Annotated in this window: 16 protein-coding genes; 3 read left to right on the forward strand and 13 right to left on the reverse strand. The window is 29.7% G+C overall.

Annotated features, from left to right (window positions below; all coding sequences use genetic code 11):
• Positions 1-1,115: aminotransferase class I/II-fold pyridoxal phosphate-dependent enzyme (locus ACRC28_RS02675; RefSeq protein ID WP_438541911.1), on the reverse strand; the 1,115-nt coding region annotated here is incomplete at its 3' end.
• The gene (locus ACRC28_RS02680) at positions 1,112-1,594 is read right to left on the reverse strand and encodes an Lrp/AsnC family transcriptional regulator (RefSeq protein WP_438541912.1); all 483 of its coding nucleotides are present in this window, start codon (positions 1,592-1,594) and stop codon (positions 1,112-1,114) included. The genes ACRC28_RS02680 and ACRC28_RS02675, both read right to left, overlap by 4 nt.
• 137 nt (positions 1,595-1,731) lie before the next feature.
• Here ACRC28_RS02680 and ACRC28_RS02685 point away from each other — a divergent pair, with 137 nt between their 5' ends.
• On the forward strand, positions 1,732-2,505 hold the full coding sequence (locus ACRC28_RS02685) for a histidinol-phosphatase (protein WP_438541913.1): 774 nt from the start codon (positions 1,732-1,734) through the stop codon (positions 2,503-2,505).
• Between the two features lie 187 nt (positions 2,506-2,692).
• Here the strand turns inward: ACRC28_RS02685 and ACRC28_RS02690 are convergent, their stop codons facing one another.
• The 11 genes from ACRC28_RS02690 to scfA all read right to left on the reverse strand — a co-directional run bounded on the left by ACRC28_RS02690 (position 2,693) and on the right by scfA (position 13,807).
• Positions 2,693-3,145, reverse strand: coding sequence for a hypothetical protein (locus tag ACRC28_RS02690; protein WP_438541914.1), 453 nt, complete (start codon positions 3,143-3,145; stop codon positions 2,693-2,695).
• Entirely contained in the window at positions 3,138-3,350 is a 213-nt protein-coding gene (locus ACRC28_RS02695; RefSeq protein ID WP_438541915.1) for a hypothetical protein, read from the reverse strand. The genes ACRC28_RS02690 and ACRC28_RS02695 overlap by 8 nt, the downstream gene beginning before the upstream one ends.
• Complete coding sequence (locus ACRC28_RS02700; protein ID WP_438541916.1) at positions 3,325-3,573, reverse strand: hypothetical protein; 249 nt, start codon at positions 3,571-3,573, stop codon at positions 3,325-3,327. Before ACRC28_RS02700 ends, ACRC28_RS02695 begins: the two co-directional genes overlap by 26 nt.
• Before the next feature lie 140 nt (positions 3,574-3,713).
• Entirely contained in the window at positions 3,714-4,460 is a 747-nt protein-coding gene (locus ACRC28_RS02705; protein ID WP_438541917.1) for a GNAT family N-acetyltransferase, read from the reverse strand.
• Positions 4,461-4,707: 247 nt separating this feature from the next.
• Positions 4,708-6,792, reverse strand: a complete 2,085-nt coding sequence (locus ACRC28_RS02710; RefSeq protein WP_438541918.1) for a hypothetical protein — start codon at positions 6,790-6,792, stop codon at positions 4,708-4,710.
• A gap of 228 nt (positions 6,793-7,020) precedes the next feature.
• On the reverse strand, positions 7,021-8,670 hold the full coding sequence (hcp, locus tag ACRC28_RS02715) for a hydroxylamine reductase (protein ID WP_438541919.1): 1,650 nt from the start codon (positions 8,668-8,670) through the stop codon (positions 7,021-7,023).
• A 126-nt stretch (positions 8,671-8,796) separates the two neighbouring features.
• Positions 8,797-9,390 (reverse strand): hypothetical protein, encoded by a 594-nt coding sequence (locus ACRC28_RS02720; RefSeq protein ID WP_438541920.1) that lies wholly within the window; start codon positions 9,388-9,390, stop codon positions 8,797-8,799.
• A 79-nt stretch (positions 9,391-9,469) separates the two neighbouring features.
• Complete coding sequence (locus tag ACRC28_RS02725) at positions 9,470-10,891, reverse strand: aminotransferase class I/II-fold pyridoxal phosphate-dependent enzyme (protein WP_438541921.1); 1,422 nt, start codon at positions 10,889-10,891, stop codon at positions 9,470-9,472.
• 15 nt (positions 10,892-10,906) lie between these two features.
• Positions 10,907-12,127: a M16 family metallopeptidase gene (locus tag ACRC28_RS02730; RefSeq protein ID WP_438541922.1), complete on the reverse strand. Its 1,221-nt coding sequence runs from the start codon at positions 12,125-12,127 to the stop codon at positions 10,907-10,909.
• Positions 12,128-12,202: 75 nt separating this feature from the next.
• Positions 12,203-13,558 carry a thioether cross-link-forming SCIFF peptide maturase gene (gene scfB, locus ACRC28_RS02735; protein ID WP_438541923.1) on the reverse strand — a complete coding sequence of 452 codons (1,356 nt, stop codon included), beginning with the start codon at positions 13,556-13,558 and terminating at the stop codon, positions 12,203-12,205.
• Between the two features lie 111 nt (positions 13,559-13,669).
• Complete coding sequence (gene scfA, locus ACRC28_RS02740; protein ID WP_002598118.1) at positions 13,670-13,807, reverse strand: six-cysteine ranthipeptide SCIFF; 138 nt, start codon at positions 13,805-13,807, stop codon at positions 13,670-13,672.
• 387 nt (positions 13,808-14,194) lie between these two features.
• Here scfA and ACRC28_RS02745 point away from each other — a divergent pair, with 387 nt between their 5' ends.
• Together ACRC28_RS02745 and aspD are read left to right on the forward strand one after the other, a co-directional pair.
• Positions 14,195-15,817, forward strand: a complete 1,623-nt coding sequence (locus tag ACRC28_RS02745) for a tetratricopeptide repeat protein (RefSeq protein ID WP_438541924.1) — start codon at positions 14,195-14,197, stop codon at positions 15,815-15,817.
• Positions 15,818-16,102: 285 nt separating this feature from the next.
• Positions 16,103-17,725, forward strand: coding sequence for an aspartate 4-decarboxylase (aspD, locus tag ACRC28_RS02750; protein WP_438541925.1), 1,623 nt, complete (start codon positions 16,103-16,105; stop codon positions 17,723-17,725).
• The last annotated feature ends 249 nt before the right edge of the window (positions 17,726-17,974 follow it).

The raw sequence follows: 17,974 nt of genomic DNA on the forward strand, positions 1-17,974 counted from the left end.
TCTTCAGTTGAAGCTGCATAACAAGCTCTTATATATCCTTCTCCACAGTCTCCAAAAGCATTTCCTGGCACTGCAAGAACTCTTTCTTCCATTAGAAGTCTTTCACAGAATTCATCTGCTGTAAGACCTGTGGATTTTATACATGGGAATACATAAAGTGCCCCAAGTGGCTCAAAACAACTAAGCCCCATTTCTCTAAATCCATTTACAAGAATTCTTCTTCTTCTGTTGTATTCATGTGCCATTTTTTGAACACTATCATCACCATTTTTAAGTGCTTCTATTGCTGCATATTGTGCTGTTGTTGGTGAACACATTATTCCATATTGATGGATTTTTTTCATTGCATCTATAATAACACTATGACCACAAGCATATCCAAGTCTCCACCCTGTCATTGCATAAGATTTTGAGAATCCATTTATAACTATTGTTTTATCTCTTACTTCTTCAAATTCTGCTATTGATACATGCTTTTTATCATATGAAAGCTCTGCATATATTTCATCAGATAAAATTATTACATTTTTATCTTTTAAAACTTCTACAATTTCTGAAAGCTCTTCCCTTGTCATTATTGCCCCTGTTGGGTTATTTGGAAAAGGAAGTATTACTACCTTTGTTTTTTCATTTATAGCTTCTTCAAGCTGCCAAGGCTTTAACTTAAAATCGTCTTCTTCTTTTAAATTTATAATCTTAGCCTTTGCTCCTGTAAAAGCAGTACATCCTCTATAAGCAACAAAGCTTGGCTCAGGGATTATAACTTCATCCCCTTCTTTAACTAAGGCTCTAAGAGCTAAATCAATCCCTTCACTTCCACCAACAGTTACTAAAATCTCTTCTCTTGGGTTATAGTAAGTATTGAACTTTCTATCTAAATAATTACTTATCTCTTCTCTAAGCTCTATAAATCCTGCATTAGAAGAATAATGAGTATGTCCCTTTTCTAAAGAATAAATTCCAGCCTCTGTAACATTCCAAGGTGTAACAAAGTCAGGCTCTCCAACTCCAAGAGAAATTACATTCTCCATTTCATTTACCATATCAAAATATTTTCTAATACCAGATGGTGGCATTTCACGAACTCTATCAACTATCATATCTTCTAAAATCATATAAATATAGCCTCTCTTTCTTTAGATTGTTTATCTTTGAAAATTCTTCCATGGTCTTTATACTTTTTAAGAACAAAGTGAGTTGCTGTTCCTTGTACATATTCTTGAACAGATAACTTTTCAGATACAAACATAGCAACCTCCTTCATAGTTTTTCCTTCAACTATAACAGTTAAATCAAAACCTCCTGAAGACATTAAATAACAAGCCTTAACTTGAGAGAATTTATAAATTCTTTCGGCAACCTTGTCAAAACCTTGCCCTCTTTGAGGCATAATCTTAACTTCAATTAATGCTGTAACAGTTTCCTTTCCTGTATTTTCCCAATTTATAAGAGTTGTATATCCTGCAATAATATTTTTTTCTTCATAATCCTGTATAGCAGCTCTAACCTCTTCAACTGTTTTTCCTGCCATAATGGCTATCTCTTCATCAGTATATCTACTGTTCTTCTCTAAAATTTCTAAAATCTCTTCCATATCTAACACTCCTTTTTTAATTCTAAATTATATTCTTATAATAAAATAAATTCAATACTTTTCATATCCTTTTGTATAAATATTCAAACTTTTTTGATAATATATAATTAAAGTAATATCTGAAAGGACGTGTTTTTATGATTTTAAAAACAAATTTCCATACTCATACAACTAGATGCCTTCATGCAACTGGTTCTGATGAAGAATACATATTAGAGGCTATAAAGTCTGGATATACAACTTTAGGGTTTAGTGACCATGCACCTTATCCTGATAATAGATTTTTATATAGAATGCAATTTGAAGAATTAGATGAATATTACGATTCAATCTTTAAATTAAAGGAAAAGTATAAAGATAAAATTGAGATTCGTATAGGACTTGAAATTGAATATAATAGTGAAATGAATTTCTACTATGAAGAACTTTTAAAAAAGTTTGATTATCTTGTACTAGGACAACATGTAACACCTCACACTGAAAGATTTATAAACAACTTTGAATTAGATAATACAGAAGACTATATAGCCTATGCACTTTCAATAAAAGAAGCTTTAGAAACAGGCTACTTTGCCTTTTTAGCTCATCCTGATTTAATATTTTTAAACAAATTTTCTTTAGATTCTAATGGAGTTTTAGCTAGAGAAATAATTTTAGATGCCGCAGCTTCAAATGATACTATTTTAGAATTAAATGCAAACGGAATTAGAAAAGGTAAATTCACCTTTTTAGATGGAGAAAGATATGCTTATCCTGACCATAGATTTTGGGAGCTTGCCTCTAAAAGAAATATAAAAGTTCTAATATCAGCAGATGCACATGACCCATCTGAACTATCTGATAAAGCTTTAGATACAGCTTTAGAACTTTCAAAAGAATGGAAACTTAATCTTGTATCTGACTTTTTATAATTAATAATTTAAAATAAAAAATTAAGAATGATAAGAAAGATGTAATTCTCATTTCTCATCATTCTTTTACGTTTTACTTTATTCTTTACTCTTGTACTCTAAACTTACCTTCTCTAATAATTTAAAATTTGCACATTTGCTAGAAAAGAATTCACTATTATAGATAGTAACTTTTTCATACAATTTCTTAGCTTTCAATTGTTTTTGCCTTGTTGATAATTTTAGTTGCTATAGTTAACATTGCTAAATAATGATGTTCTTGTAGTTCTATTATATCTATGTTACTTGGATACCTATTTGTATTATAAATATCCTTTATTGCTGGTATTATAAAATTAAAGTATTTTGCATAATCTTCATTTAAGTTTTTATTTATCAGCTTAAATAATTTAACTATGTCATGACTTTTTAATAACGAATTAAGCCCCATAGCTTTAAGCATTCCTAAATGATTGAATGAAGTTTTTGTTTTAATATCAACCTCATAAAAATTACAAACCTCATTTTTCAAAAACTTTTCTATCATTTCATATCCTAACTGTGCGGTAATCCTACTTATCTCCCCTTCCGCCTCATGTGTTGTGTATAGTTTTATATATGCTTTAGCATCTTGTAACATAAATTTTTCATAACTATTCACTCTCTACACCTCTATATACAAAAGTAATGTTTCCATCATACATAACTGATTTAAAATACTCTTTAATCGCCGACATATAGGATATTTCATACTCTTCTAAATATATAGTTATAACTTCTTCGTCAAATTCATCTAAAGCTTTTTCAATTATGCAATTTATTTTAAATTTTTTATTTATATTATTCTCTAATATTTTTAGATTCATTTAAAAAGCCTCCCATAAAAAACTGTGCTTTCTTAGCTATTATTAACTTTTCTTCTGCACTTACATTTGATTTTAAAATAGTATAATAATCTATTAATGCTGACGAGTCTAGTTTCATATATTCCATCAATTTAATATATTCTTCAATATCTATTAATAAAGGGTTTAATCCTTTCACAATAAAGTTTTCTCCTTTAATTGATATATCACTATTTTTATTCATAATTCACTCATCTCCTTACCTATTAATATCTATTATCTTAATTATATTAAAATATTCATTAACTATCAATTATTCTAATATAAAGTATTATTGCAATTAGCTACATTTAATTTAGAGTTTCTATTTCTTTTAATACTAAATTACTTTTTTCTAGAATATAGCTCTGCAAAAACTGGTATGAATCCTGTTTTAATAGCTATTGTTTGAGAGTATATGTTTGATTCAATTGTACTGTAAAAAGGAATTTTTCCACGCTTTATAATTTCATTTTTTAATAAAGAAACTAAATTTGTTCCTATTCCTTTTCCTCTATGCTCTTTCATTACATCAATTCCAATTTGCCACATTTCTTCTGAATCACGGCTTGCTCCTGCCATTCCAATTATTTCTTCACCCTCTAATGCTCCAACTGCTAGAACGTCTGGATAATCTTCATTAAAGGCAAAAGCTTCATTAAATCTATCATCACCTTTAAATTTCATAATCTCTTCTCTTTCATACCATCTAACTTTTGTTATCTCTTTTACCTCTTCTATTTCTTTAAGTGGCAGATAATAATGATGAATATCAGCTATTTCATGTCCAAATTCTCCAAGCTTTTTATCTATGTTTCTAAGTATAGGAAAGTGGAACAACCAATTAGCATCATAATCCTTTAACTTTTCTTCAAAGAAAGGCATAAGTTCTTTACTTGTAGAAACTACAGCTCTCTCACCAAAGCAAAGAATTTTAAGTAAGTAATTATCCCCACAATTCATTCTTCTTCCTTCTTTTAAATTTTTCAAAACTACAGTATTTTTAGCTTTCTCTAAATCACTAACCTTACACCCATAATCCAAAGCCAATTGCTTCTTTGCAATATCTAATATTTCATTTTTAGTAAACATACACCTTCTCCTATTCTCTAACTATTATTTTATAATTTAATTATATACCATATTTTACAAACATGAAATTTCTAACAAATAAGTCAAGTATAAAAATTCAAGGCTCTTACTCAAGTGTGGGTATAAAAAAATAAGTATACAACAAAAGGGCATTTTCAGATGCCCTTTTCTCTTAGGTTTACTACTAATCTTTGTTTTTAATGTAGCTATTTCATTTCCCTAAAACTTTCCTAAGTAAACCTCTTCTTTAATTTACTAAAACTTGATATATAATAGTTTTTACCTCTCCTGCTAGAATTGTTCCTAGGTTTATATTTGGTGGAACTTCAGTTGATGATGCTCCATTTATTTGCATACTATTTGTTACAAAGGTTGTTCCATTTGGAATTGTATCTTTTAATATAACATTTGTTCCACTTACATTTCCTGTGTTCGGCACTACTATTGTATAAGTTAGCGTGTCTCCTGGTATTGTATATAGCTTGTCTACCATTTTTTTTATATTTGTAAAATTCGCTTCTTTGATGTCTGTTGTTACTGTATTACTATATGAGGTTAATGGAACTGTTGTTGTCCCTGTTACATTATATACGTAAGTTAATTTTGCCATATTTTCTATTGTGTTATTGCTTGGGACTGAAACAACTTGTACTTTAAATGTTACTGTATTTACCTTCCCACCTGTAATTGTTCCTAGGGAATATCCTGTTGGTGGATTTAAATTTCCTCCTGTAATTGTCACTCCATTTACTATTAATGAGTTTGAAACAAAAGTACTTCCTACAGGCGTAGTATCTAACATTATACTTTTTGTTGCTGTAAGAGTTGATGAATTTGTAGCAACTATTGTATAAGTTATAATGTCTCCAATTTTCCCATAAGTTCTATCACGAGTTTTATTTATATCTATAAAAGGTGCAACTACTGTTGTTACTGCATTGTTTGAAATGTAGTCAAATGTATAGTTTTGCTCTGTTGCACCATCATAATAGGTAGTTTCTAAAGATGCAACGTTTGTTAATTCACTATTTGCAATTGTACTTGTAACAAGTACATTGAATGTTACTGTTCTTATAACTCCTATTAAAAGGCTTCCTAAATCTAGATTTAATGGTGTTTTTCCAGTCTGTAACACTCCATCTAAATTTATAGTATCAGTTATAAACTGAGTTCCAGTTGGAATTGTGTCTATAAATGTATCTATTATTCCATCTGTTAAACCAGTATTTACTATTGTTGTTGTATATATCAATGTATCTCCTGGTGATGCAAATGCCTTATCAACTTTTTTTGTAATTATTGGATTAACTGCAAATACTGGCATGTTGGCAGCCCTTGATGCATCCCCAACAGTTCCAAGTGTTGAATTTGCAAGATAGCTTCCTTCTGCTATTGTATCTGTCAATTTTAGTTTATAAATTTTTGAACCTGTAGGACAATAAAAGTTTTTCATATCTGAAAAACAAACTCCACCTGAATTAGTTAATGGTACTCCTGTTATTGTCATTGTAGTTGCTGCTATTGTATCTAAACTAAACCTTTTGACTTCCCCTGATGCAACCCAGATTATTGAATTTATACTTGGTACAAATGCTTGATCTGCAGTAGATGAAAGTGATGGTGAAAATACTGTTCCATATGGGGATACTGTAAGCTCTACATCTGGTGCAAAAATATCCACAGGTCTTAAATATAAAAGGTTTAATGGGTCTATACATATGGCACACATAGTGTTTACTGCACCTAATGCCTCTGGAAAAATAAGAAGACCTCTAAAATCACAATCTCCTACATTTAAATTACTTCCATTTACTAGATTCACTACTGGATGAAGTGTAATATCTGCTCCTGTTCCATCTGTTCTTTTCTGAGCACACTGCCCATATATCATATCATCTTTAATAGAATACCCCATTCCATTATTTACTATTGCAGGAATAGCAACTGTTGCACCTGTTGCAAGGTTTACTCCACCTCCTGTTGTTAAACCATAAGGTGGTGGATTCCCTCCATAAGCTGCACTCCATGGAACTGGTTTATCAAAATCAAAGGTTATTGTTCTTGTGGTAGTTGCCGTTACAATAGTTGTATCTATTCTTCTTGGATAGGTTGTTCCTGTATATCCTCCTGGTGGAAATCCACAAGTTGTTGGTGGATTTTGTCCTGTTGTATCTATTGCAGTATTATATATACTATAACTTCCTATCGGTATACTTGTGAATGAATAACTCCCAGCTCCATTGGTTAAAGCTTGAGTACTTGTATTTAAAGTATGGTCATACAAAACTATATAACTGTTCGGAACTCCCACATTTACATTAATAGTTCCCATACATATCCTCCTCTAATAATCTCTATTTTATCACTTACTATCTTATTCCCATGCTTAGTTAAATGGTACACTCTAGCTCAAATTTTAACCTAATCAAAAGATAATCTTACCTTAAAAGATTTTTTACTCCAACCTAAAATAAAAGACAAACTAGCCATGCTAATTCATCTTTTAAATCTCAAATTCACCTAAGTTTTTCCTAAATTCTAAATTTTAAATTCTTCATTATTAATTTTTTCTCATTAATTCCTGAAGGTCTTTTTCTGGAGTTGTTGTCCCTCCTAAGTTATAGTTTTCTACTAATATTTTAAGTACATTTTCTGATATGAAGGATGGTAAGCTTGGTCCTAGCTTCATATTCTTAACTCCTAGATAAATTAAAGCTAAAAGGTCTGCTACAGCCTTTTGCTCATACCATGAAAGTACTATTGAAAGTGGAAGGCTATTTATATCTGTATTGAAGGCTTCTGCAAGTGCCATGGCAATTCTTACTGCTGAATATGCATCATTACATTGCCCTACATCTAAAAGTCTTGGGATTCCATCTATGTCTCCAAGGTCTAAACTATTTAATCTATATTTACCACAGGCTAGAGTTAATATAATGCAATCCTTTGGCACTCTTTTTGCAAATTCTGTGTAGTAGCTTCTTTTTTCTTTTGTTCCATCACATCCACCAACTAAGAAGAAGTGTTTTATCTTTCCTTCTTTAACCATTTCTACTATTTTGCCTGCATTTTTAAGTGTTGCATCACGTCCAAAGCCTATGATTATTTTCTTTTCTTCTTTTTCTTCTGTAAATCCTCCAAGTTCTAGTGCTTTATTTATAATTGGAGTAAAGTCTTTCATTCCACTCATATTATCTTTTATGTTTATTAAATCTTCATGCCCTACAACACTTGTTGTAAATATTCTATCTTTATATGACTCTAGTGGCTTCATTATGCAGTTTGTTGTCATTAATATACAGCCTGGAATTCCATCAAACTCTTTTCTTTGGTTTTGCCATGCAGTCCCAAAGTTTCCTACTAAGTGTTTATATTTTTTAAGCTCTGGGTAACTGTTTGCAGGAAGCATTTCACCATGAGTATATATGTTTATCCCTTTTCCTTCAGTTTGTTTTAAAAGCTCTTCTAAATCTTTTAAATCATGTCCTGATACTATTATAAATGGACCTTTTTTTATGCTTCTACTTACTTCTGTAACCTCAGGATGACTATATATATTTGTGTTACATTCATCTAGAAGTCTCATAACTTCCACACTCATTTCACCTGTTTTAAGTAAAAGTTCTACAAGTTCTCCTTGACTTATATTTCTATCACTTATATAATCTAATGCTTCTATGTAAAATTTATCAACCATTTCACTTTTATATCCTAAGGCTCTTGCTTGATGTCCATAAGCTGCAATACCCTTAAGACCATATTTTATAGTTTCTTTTAATGAACGAATATCTGCATTTTCTTCTCCATCACATAAGATGCAAGCCTTTTCTTTAGCATCTCTTATTATTTCATCATTTGTTCTGCTTAAAGTATATAAGCACTCTTCTTTATTAGATTCTACTCCTTCATTTCTTAGCATTTCTTTTATTTCTTGTAATCTCTTTAATCTATAAATGTGGTCATCAAAATTAAAGTTTACATTTGTTAATGTCATAAAAAGACTATCTTCTATTTCTTTTATAATATATTCTCCAACCTCTGCACCTTTTTTTAATATTAAATTCCCATAAGATGCTATTCCCTTTAACTGATAAACAATTAAATCTTGAAGGGCTGCAATTTCTGGTGTTTTACCACACACTCCTGACACCGTACATGCCTTCTCATTCATTCTTTGCTCACATTGAAAACAAAACATTTTTTCTTCCATTTATCAAAACTCCTTTATTAAAAGATTAAATCTTCTTGTTAGTTCTTTTTTATTATTTTCAAACCACTTCTTTATTATTCTAAAAGTAAAAAAGTTACTTAGAAAAATCTAAGTAACTTTAATCTTTTAATTATACCAGCATCTATTTTCGTCTTCTCTTTCCATTTCTCTAGGATTCATACCACAATTCATGCTATGTCCTTGTTCATATCTAAATCCGTTATTTCCATATCCTTGTCTATAACAGTCATTTATATGTGAATTTCCGTTGCATCCGCAATTATTTGATGAGCAATATCCACTTTGGCATCCAGTATATCCTCCATTATTGCATCCATAATTGTTTTCTTCTTCATAGCATCCACAATTATTTTCATGATGATGGTGATGATGTCCTTCATTGTGACAACATTCTTCTTTTTCTTCTTCGTAGCCTTCTTTATAACATTCTATAGTTTTAAGCATTAAAAGATTTGCTTTTTTAAGTTGAATTTCTAATTGTTTACTCATTTCTTCTGCTTCTTTCATTAAAGCGTCAGATTGATTTTCTAATACTCTTGCTTTTTTCATTATTTCTTCTGCTTTGCAGTCATAAGCTCTTGCCTCTTCTAATTTTTTAGTTATTGCACATTGCATTTTCATAGTGTATGCTACTAAGTCTACTGCATAATGCTCCATTTTAGAACAGTCTTTTTCATTACAATTTTGTTTTTTATTCATATATCATATCTCCTTTTTTTTCATCCGTATTTATTTAAAGTTCAATATAATATATGAATAATTTTTAATTATGTTTCCTTTATTCCTCTATTATTTTTATTTTACCTTCATTTATTCCTAAAACATCCATTCCCTTTTTCAAATAATCCTTTATTATAACTACTATTTCTTTTGTGATTTTTTCCCCAGGGCAAAGAATTGGAATTCCTGGTGGATATGGTACTATATGCTCCTTTGAAATTTTTGAAATTATATTATCATTTATTTCTTCTTCTACATAATTTTTTTCTAGAACCTCAAAAGGTTCATATACCTTTTCTGGAATTTCAGAAAAAAATCTTCCTTCTAAATAACCTTCATCTTTTAAATCCTCTAAATTTAATTTCTTTAAAGCCTCATACAATTTTTCAAAATCTTCATCAGTATTAAAGGTTGAGAATATTAATACTACACCATGAGTAAAGCTCATTTCACATTGAATTTTTTCTTTTCTTAAATACTTTAAAAGCTTTTCTCCTGAATATCCTTTATCTAAGCAAACTCCATATCTTGTTTCATCTATTTCATAGCCTTCTTTTAAATTTTTTTCAGAATAAATTTTTATTCCATCTATCTTTTCTATTTTTTCTTTATACCTTCTACATCTTTCTATTAATTCCTTGTAATCTTCTTCTCCATAAACTTGCATATAATGTCTTCCATAATCAAGAGATGCTAAAAGAAGATATGATGGTGACGTACTTGTTAATGCACTAAAGTAAAAGTCTACTTTATCATTTTTATCATTAACTATTAAATAGCCTCCTTGTGTTAAAGATGGAATTGTTTTATGTGCACTTAAAATAACATAATCTCCTATGCTAGTTAAGCTTTTAGGAAATTCCTTTGAGCATTTAAAATGTGCTCCATGGGCTGAATCTATTATAGTTTTTACTCCTTTTTCCTTAAGCTCTAATAAAATCTTTTCTATATCTGATGTAATTCCAAAGTAATTTGGGTAAGTTAAAATTACTCCCTTTATATTTTTATTTTTATCTAAAGCATCTCTTATATCTTTTTCAGTAACAGGTAAAAGAACATCATTTTCTTTATCTACTCTTCCTTTTATATAATTAACCTTTAATTTTCTTAAAATAAGAGCATTATAAATTGACCTATGACAGTTTCTTTCAATTAAAACTTCATCACCTTCTTCAAAGGCTGAAAATACAGCTACTAGATTGCCTCCTGTGCTTCCATTTAGGATAAAATAAGCCTTACTACATTCATAATATTCACGTAAAAGCTCTAAGCTTTCCTTTATTATTCCTTCAGGATGATGAAGATTGTCTAATGGTTCTACCTCTGTTATATCTAAGACACCCATCTTTTCTTTAAATTCTCTTCCTATATAATCCTTTGAAAAAGCTAATCCACTTTTATTTCCTGGCATAGAAAGAAGTAAATTTTCTTCCATATTATATTTTATAATTTCTTCTAAAATTGGTATTCTTCCTTCCAATTTAATCATCTCCTATTATTTTTTCTCTATTATTTGTATACTCTTATTTTCAAATATTTTAATTGCTAATTCTTTTAAGTATTCCTTATCTATAAAATCTAAATCTATATTTTCATTTAAATAAGTTTTATAGCTTTCATGCATTGTATCATACGTTGAAATTTCTTTTGCAAGAACTATCCCCTGCTCTTCTCTAAATAACTTTTTTAAACTCATACTTTTTATTAATTCACTTATTTTTTCTTTATCTAAAGAATCTAGTAAGCTATGTATTTCACGTATAGCTTCATTTATAGTTTCTACTGCTAAATTTACATTTTCAGTTCCTGTTCCAAGTATAATTTTATAAAGCTTTATTGATTTTTCATGGGCTATTTTAGGGATAACATCATAAATTATTCCTTTTTCAGTTCTAAGCTTTGTATAAAGAACTGAATTTATTCCATTACTAAAGAATTCATTAAATACTCTAAGCCCCTTCATTTCATCTTCTGTTAAATGGTCAATCTTAAATATTATTTGAATCTTAGCTCCATTTATTCCTTCTCTATAATCTCTATAAAGACCACTTTTAAATTCTCCATATTCAGGTTTTTTTATAGTTACATTTTTAGAAGCTTCCCATTCTTTAAATACCTTCCATATAGCAAACTTTGCTTCATCAAGCTCAATATTACTAACTACTGAAATTGTTGCATTTCCAGGAAGGTAGTAGCTTTTATAAAAGTTTTTTATATCTTTTAGAGTTATTTTTTCTAAATCCTCCATTCTTCCTATTATAGGATATTTTATCCTTCTATCCTCAAAAGTGTTAAAGAATTGTTTGTCTTCTACAAACTGTTCTAAATCTTCATCCCACTCTTTAAGCTCTTCCTTTATTACATTTATTTCTTCAATAAATCCCTTCTCTGGGAAGATTGGATTTATTATTATATCACCTAAAATCTCAATTCCTTTAGAAAAATCTTCTTCTAAAAGAGTTCCATAATATATTACATAAGGATAATTTGTCATTGCATTATTAAATCCAAAAACTTTAGTTAAATCCTCATTTATCTTTATTTCATTTCTATTTTTTGTAGCCTTATAAACCATATGTTCTGTTGCATGAGCCAAGCCGTAAAGATTATCCTCCATGTCAGCTCCTGCATTTATTGAAATACATATTGATGTAAGATTTGTTTCTCTTTTTTTATATACTAATTTTAAACCATTTGAAAAAATATATTCCTTCATTTTCTTTTCTCCTTAAAAAAATAGGTGAAGCAAAATATATTCGCTTCACCTAAATTATATACTATATCAAAATTTTTATTCAACTGCCTTTAATGCAATTGCACATTCAATTCTTTTCTTTTGCATTTGACATCCTATATCATATGGGTTTTTAATATCTCCATTAAATGCAACGTTGTTTGCTTGACATCCACCACTACAGTAGAATCTTGCCCAACATTCTTTACATTTTGGTTTGTTGTAGATATGAGCCATTTTAAACTCTTTACCCATTTCTTTGTCATAAGAATCATCAAAGATGCTTCCAAGTTTAAATTCTTCACGTCCTACGAATTGGTGACATGGGTAAACTTCCCCTTGAGGAGTTATTGCAACATATTCAAATCCTGCACCACATCCTGAAATTCTCTTATAAACACAAGGTCCACCTTGTAAATCTATGTTGAAGTGATAGAAGTTAAATTCATCACCTTCTCTTTTTCTTCTTGCCATTTCATCAAATAACTTATCATAGTTTTCAAAGATTCTCTCTAAATGCTCTTCTTTTAATGCAAGTGGGTGTCCTTTTTCAAGTACAACTGGCTCAATTGAGATTTCTTTAAACCCTTGATCAGCCATATACATAGCATCTTCAAAGAAGTCTAAGTTTTCTGCTGTAAATGTTCCTCTTACACAGTGATGCTTAGATTTATCTCTTTTTTCAACCATTTTCTTTATGTTTGGAAGAATCATGTGATGTGAACCCTTACCATCAAAAGTAATTCTAACTTTATCGTTAACCTCTGGTCTACCATCTAATGAAAGAATGATGTTACCCATTTCTTTATCAATAAAGTCCATCTTTTCTTCATCTAAAAGAGTAGCATTTGTTGTCATTGTAAATCTGATGTTTTTCTTCCATTCAGCTTCTTTAGATCTTGCATATTCTATAATAGAAGTTACTGTATCCCAAATCATAGTTGGCTCTCCACCAAATAGATCTATTTCAATGTTTCTTCTAGGTCCACTTCTTTTAACTATGTACTCTAAAGCAACCTTTGCAGTTTCTAAGTCCATAACACCTTTGTGTCCATTGTACTCACCTTCATCTGCAAAACAATATTTACATCTTAAGTTACATGAGTGGATAATGTTTAAACAAACAGCTTTTAAATAATCTCTGTCATCCATCGAACTATGAGCTATGTCTTCATACATATCCATTGAATAAAGTATTCCCTCTTTAACAAGTTCTTTTACTTCATCATAAGCTTCGCTTATTTCATTTGCATCATACTTTCCACTTAATTTTTCAAGTACAACCTCTTTCTTTTCTAAACCTTTATCTTCAATAATATCGTAAACTAATTCGTCTACAACGTGTACTGCACCAGTATTAACATCTAAAACAAAACATTCTTTGCCTTGTTTAAATTTATGAATTAATCCCATGACTAAATCCTCCTATAATATAAAATATATATTTAAAATTTTTATATAGAGCTTTTTTATAAAAACTATTCTTAAAATAAGCAGTAACCTAAAAGGTTACTGCTAAAAAAACTAAGCTTCACACTCTAAGTTTGCAACTGTGCATGAAGTTTTACAAGCTGATTGACAAGAGTTTGCGCACTCTTTACATCCTGGCTTCTTTAAACTGTTTTTTATGTTTGTTTTGTTTATAGTTTTTATGTGTTTCATAATTAATCCTCCATATATTAAAGAATAACAAAGAGATTATATCATATTTTTTTCATTACTTCTACTTTATTTATATGTATTTAATATTTAAAGGAAATACTTTTATCTTCTTCCATTATTTTTCCCTGTTTCCTATACCTTCTCTTTTCTCTGTTCTTTATTTATTCATATTTTTCTGTTATTATTGAGGCTAAGGTTTATAAATAAAGGCTTTGGTTTATGAAAATGATATATTAATTTTAACTTTTACAGAAAAGGATATTCTCTAATCTCTATCTATTCTGTTTTAAAATTGTTACTTTTTTATTAAGAAATTTTTTCTTTATAATTTCTAAATAAAAAAGGTTTAAAATATTTTCATAAAAGTCTTTAACACAAGGAGGACGTATGGAATTTTCAAATAAAAAATTACAAAAAGCTTTTGATGCTTTTGAAAACGAAAAGTATGATGATGCTTTAAAAATCTGTAATAAGGTACTTGATAAAGATTACAATAATGAAGAAGCACTAACTTTAGAGGGGGAAATTTTATATAAATTAGGAAGAATAGATGATGCTATAATCACTTGGAAAATAAATTCTGAATACAATAACAATGCATTAGCTAAAAGACATTTAGAAAGCTTAGACAACAATGTTCGTAAAATGGCACTTAGCTACACAAGTATTTATTCAGAGAATGAAGAATATAGAAGGCTTGTAATTGACGCTTATAAAGAATCAACTAAAGATGATGAAGTTAAAGACGAAAACTTAGGCGAAGAAATAAAAGCCTCTATAATCGAAAGTCGTGAAAGAGAAGAAGAACCTTCACTTTTTGAACTTGAAGCTCAAAAAATAAAAGCTGAAGAAGAAGCACAAGCTGAAGAGGAAGCTACTAAAGCCAAAAAAGATGCTGAAATTAAAGCTCGTGAGGCTACTTTAGCTAAAGAAGAAGCTAATGCTAAGGCTCTTGAAGAAGAAAAAGCTAAAAGAGATGCTGAAGCTAAAGCTCTTGAAGAAGAAAAAGCTAAAAGAGATGCTGAAGCTAAGGCTCTTGAAGAAGAAAAAGCTAAAAAAGATGCTGAAGCTAAGGCTCTTGAAGAAGAAAAAGCTAAAAAAGATGCCGAAGCTAAAGCTCTTGAAGAAGCAGAAGCTAAAAAAGATGCTGAAGCTAAAGCTCTTGAAGAAGCAGAAGCTAAAAAAATTGCTGAGGCTAAAGCTCGTGAAGCAGCTGAAGCTAAAAAAGCGGCTGAACTTAAAGCTAAAGAAGCAGCTGAAGCTAAAAAGGCAGCTGAACTTAAAGCTAAAGAAGCCGAAGGAAGCACTCATTCAAAAATTGAAGTTGCAAGTTCATCAAAAATAAATAAGAATACAAGCTTTAACAAAAAGATTGTTGCCATTGTTGTTGCAGCTGCTATTGTTGTTGTAGGTGGTATCGCAATATATGCCTCTACTTCTTCAAGCAAAAATGAATCTCAAAAGGTAGAAGCACCAAAAGTAGATTGGACTGGTTTCAATACTTCTATGCAAACTGCTATAAGTGGTAATAACTTTAATGAAGTTTATACACTTTTATCTAAAGCACCAGAAAGTGATGTTCCTGCTGCTGAAAAAGTTGAATATACTGCTGGATTAAAGTTTATGCAAGATACTGGTGTTCAATCATTCTACGATCAAGGTATGACTGATTACACTAATAAAAATTACCAAGCTGCAATAGACAGCTTCCAAAAAGGTTTAAAATTTGCTGGTGATAACTACTTAGCACCACATTTAACATACTTTATTGGAGCATCTTACTCTGCACTTGGGGATCATGATAAGGCTGTTGAGTACTACAAGCTTTACTTAAAGAACTTCCCAAATGCTAATATTTATAATTCAGGATGTCTTTATATTTTAGCTAAGTACTATTATGCTCAGCATAATATACCTGAAGCTCAAACTTATGCTAAGGAATTACAACAGAAATTCCCTAATTCTGAATATAACAATGATGATATGCAAACTATTTTAAATGCAAAATAGTTTCCTAAAAACCCAGTAAGAAAAATTCTTACTGGGTTTATTTTGCATAAAATCTTTTTTCTTCTCTTTCTGGTTTAGATTAATCTAAACTTTTTTAATTTTTTCATAATAAAATAGTCAAAAAAAATTAACACTATTATAAAGCTTTGTTTTATTTTAATAAGGAAATATATAGTATAATCATCTTTGTCTACTTACATATTTTGTAGACTTTAACTTAGACAAAACTTAGTCTTATCTTAAATTTGTTTATATTATAATCAAATTTAATCTTGGAGGTATTTTATGGATATTAATATACAACGTGAAGAAATTGAAAAAATTTATGGGAAAATCAGTCCCTTTGAATTTAAAAATAAACTTATAAGTCTTGCTACTGAAGAAAAAGGTGCTCGTACACTTTTAGATGCTGGTCGTGGTAATCCAAACTGGACATGTGCCACTCCTCGTCAAGCCTTTTTTACCTTTGGACAATTTGCAGTTTTAGAAACTCAAAGAACATGGCAAAACTGGGACCTTGCAGGTATGCCAAGCAAAGAAGGAATTTATGATAGATTCTTAGAATTTTGTAATGAAAATAATGAAGCTCCTGGTATAGAGCTTTTAAAAAATATGATTAATTATGGTGTTCAAACTAAAAAGTTTACTCCTGATGATTGGGTTTTTGAATTAGCTGATGCAATAATTGGAGACAACTACCCTTTCCCAGATAGAATGCTTACTCATATTGAAAGTGTAGTTCATGATTACTTAGTTCAAGAAATGAAATATAGAAATAATGAAGATGATAAATTTAATATATATGCAGTTGAAGGTGCAACTGCTGCTATGTGTTACCTTTTTGATTCACTAAAGGTTAATCATATTTTAAATGAAGGTGATACAATCGCTATAATGACACCTATCTTTACACCATACTTAGAAATTCCAACTCTTCCTAATTACAACTTAAATGTTGTTCCTATTAGTGCAAGTGGAAGCTCTGGTGGAACTCATACATGGCAATATCCAAAGGAAGAATTAGATAAGCTTAAAGATAAGAATATTAAAGCATTATTTATAGTAAATCCAAGTAATCCTCCATCAATTGCTTTAAGTGATAGATGTAGAGAATATATTGTTTCTATTGTAAAGGAACATAATGAGAATCTTATAATCATCTCAGATGATGTTTATGGTACATTTGTGCCTGGCTTCCGTTCTCTTATGAATGATTTACCATATAATACTGTTGGAGTTTATTCTTTCTCTAAATACTTTGGAGTTACAGGTTGGAGACTTGGAACAATAGCTCTTCATCAAAATAATATATTTGATAAACTTATAAAAGAATTACCACTTGAACATAAGAAAACTTTAAATAAAAGATATGGAGATATGTGCAAGGATCCTTCTACTGTTCCATTTATAGATAGAATAGTTGCAGATAGTAGACAGGTTGCCTTAAACCATACAGCAGGTCTTTCAACTCCACAACAAGTTCAAATGGCATTCTTCTGTATGTTTGCAATACTAGACACTAATAACAGATATAAAAATAAAACTATAGATATTTGTCATTACAGACAAAAGCTTTTATTTGAAGGCTTAGATTTAGAATTACCACAAAATAAATATGATGCAGCTTACTATACTCAATTTGACCTTTTAGAATGGGCAAACAAATATTATGGTGCTGAATTCTCAGCATACCTTCAAAAGTATCATAAGCCATCACATATCCTTTACAGACTTGCACAAGAATCATCTATAGTACTTTTAAGCGGAAGTGGATTCCATGGTCCTGAATGGTCTATAAGAATTTCACTTGCAAACCTAGATGATAATGCATACTCTAAAATTGGAAATGTACTTCATAATATTTTAGATGAATTCGTAAAATCATGGAAGAATTCAAACATTAAGTAATTGAGAATTCCAAATTAAGAATTGATGAGAAAACTCGCCTAGAGCGAGTTTTTTTCATTTTTAAAGTTAAAATTCTTTCTAACCTCTAGTTAAATTCACTTCTTTAATCTAACTAATTAATTTTAAACTCTCACTTATCTAGAAGAATATGTTCTATCTCCTCCCTTTTATAGATTATTACTTACATTAGCTAGCTAATAAAATAAAAAAAGTTATCGCAAGAAAAAATATTCCTACGATAACTTTTTT

Source organism: Clostridium sp. (assembly GCF_051650885.1).
Taxonomy (GTDB): Bacteria; Bacillota; Clostridia; order Clostridiales; family Clostridiaceae; genus Clostridium.

Coding starts and splice junctions, on each gene's coding strand:
- ACRC28_RS02680 (WP_438541912.1), bottom strand. CDS start 1,594: ATGGAAGAGATTTTAGAAATTTTAGAGAAGAACAGTAGATATACTGAT.
- ACRC28_RS02685 (WP_438541913.1), top strand. CDS start 1,732: ATGATTTTAAAAACAAATTTCCATACTCATACAACTAGATGCCTTCAT.
- ACRC28_RS02695 (WP_438541915.1), bottom strand. CDS start 3,350: ATGAATCTAAAAATATTAGAGAATAATATAAATAAAAAATTTAAAATA.
- ACRC28_RS02700 (WP_438541916.1), bottom strand. CDS start 3,573: ATGAATAAAAATAGTGATATATCAATTAAAGGAGAAAACTTTATTGTG.
- ACRC28_RS02705 (WP_438541917.1), bottom strand. CDS start 4,460: ATGTTTACTAAAAATGAAATATTAGATATTGCAAAGAAGCAATTGGCT.
- ACRC28_RS02710 (WP_438541918.1), bottom strand. CDS start 6,792: ATGGGAACTATTAATGTAAATGTGGGAGTTCCGAACAGTTATATAGTT.
- hcp (WP_438541919.1), bottom strand. CDS start 8,670: ATGGAAGAAAAAATGTTTTGTTTTCAATGTGAGCAAAGAATGAATGAG.
- ACRC28_RS02720 (WP_438541920.1), bottom strand. CDS start 9,390: ATGAATAAAAAACAAAATTGTAATGAAAAAGACTGTTCTAAAATGGAG.
- ACRC28_RS02730 (WP_438541922.1), bottom strand. CDS start 12,127: ATGAAGGAATATATTTTTTCAAATGGTTTAAAATTAGTATATAAAAAA.
- scfB (WP_438541923.1), bottom strand. CDS start 13,558: ATGGGATTAATTCATAAATTTAAACAAGGCAAAGAATGTTTTGTTTTA.
- scfA (WP_002598118.1), bottom strand. CDS start 13,807: ATGAAACACATAAAAACTATAAACAAAACAAACATAAAAAACAGTTTA.
- ACRC28_RS02745 (WP_438541924.1), top strand. CDS start 14,195: ATGGAATTTTCAAATAAAAAATTACAAAAAGCTTTTGATGCTTTTGAA.
- aspD (WP_438541925.1), top strand. CDS start 16,103: ATGGATATTAATATACAACGTGAAGAAATTGAAAAAATTTATGGGAAA.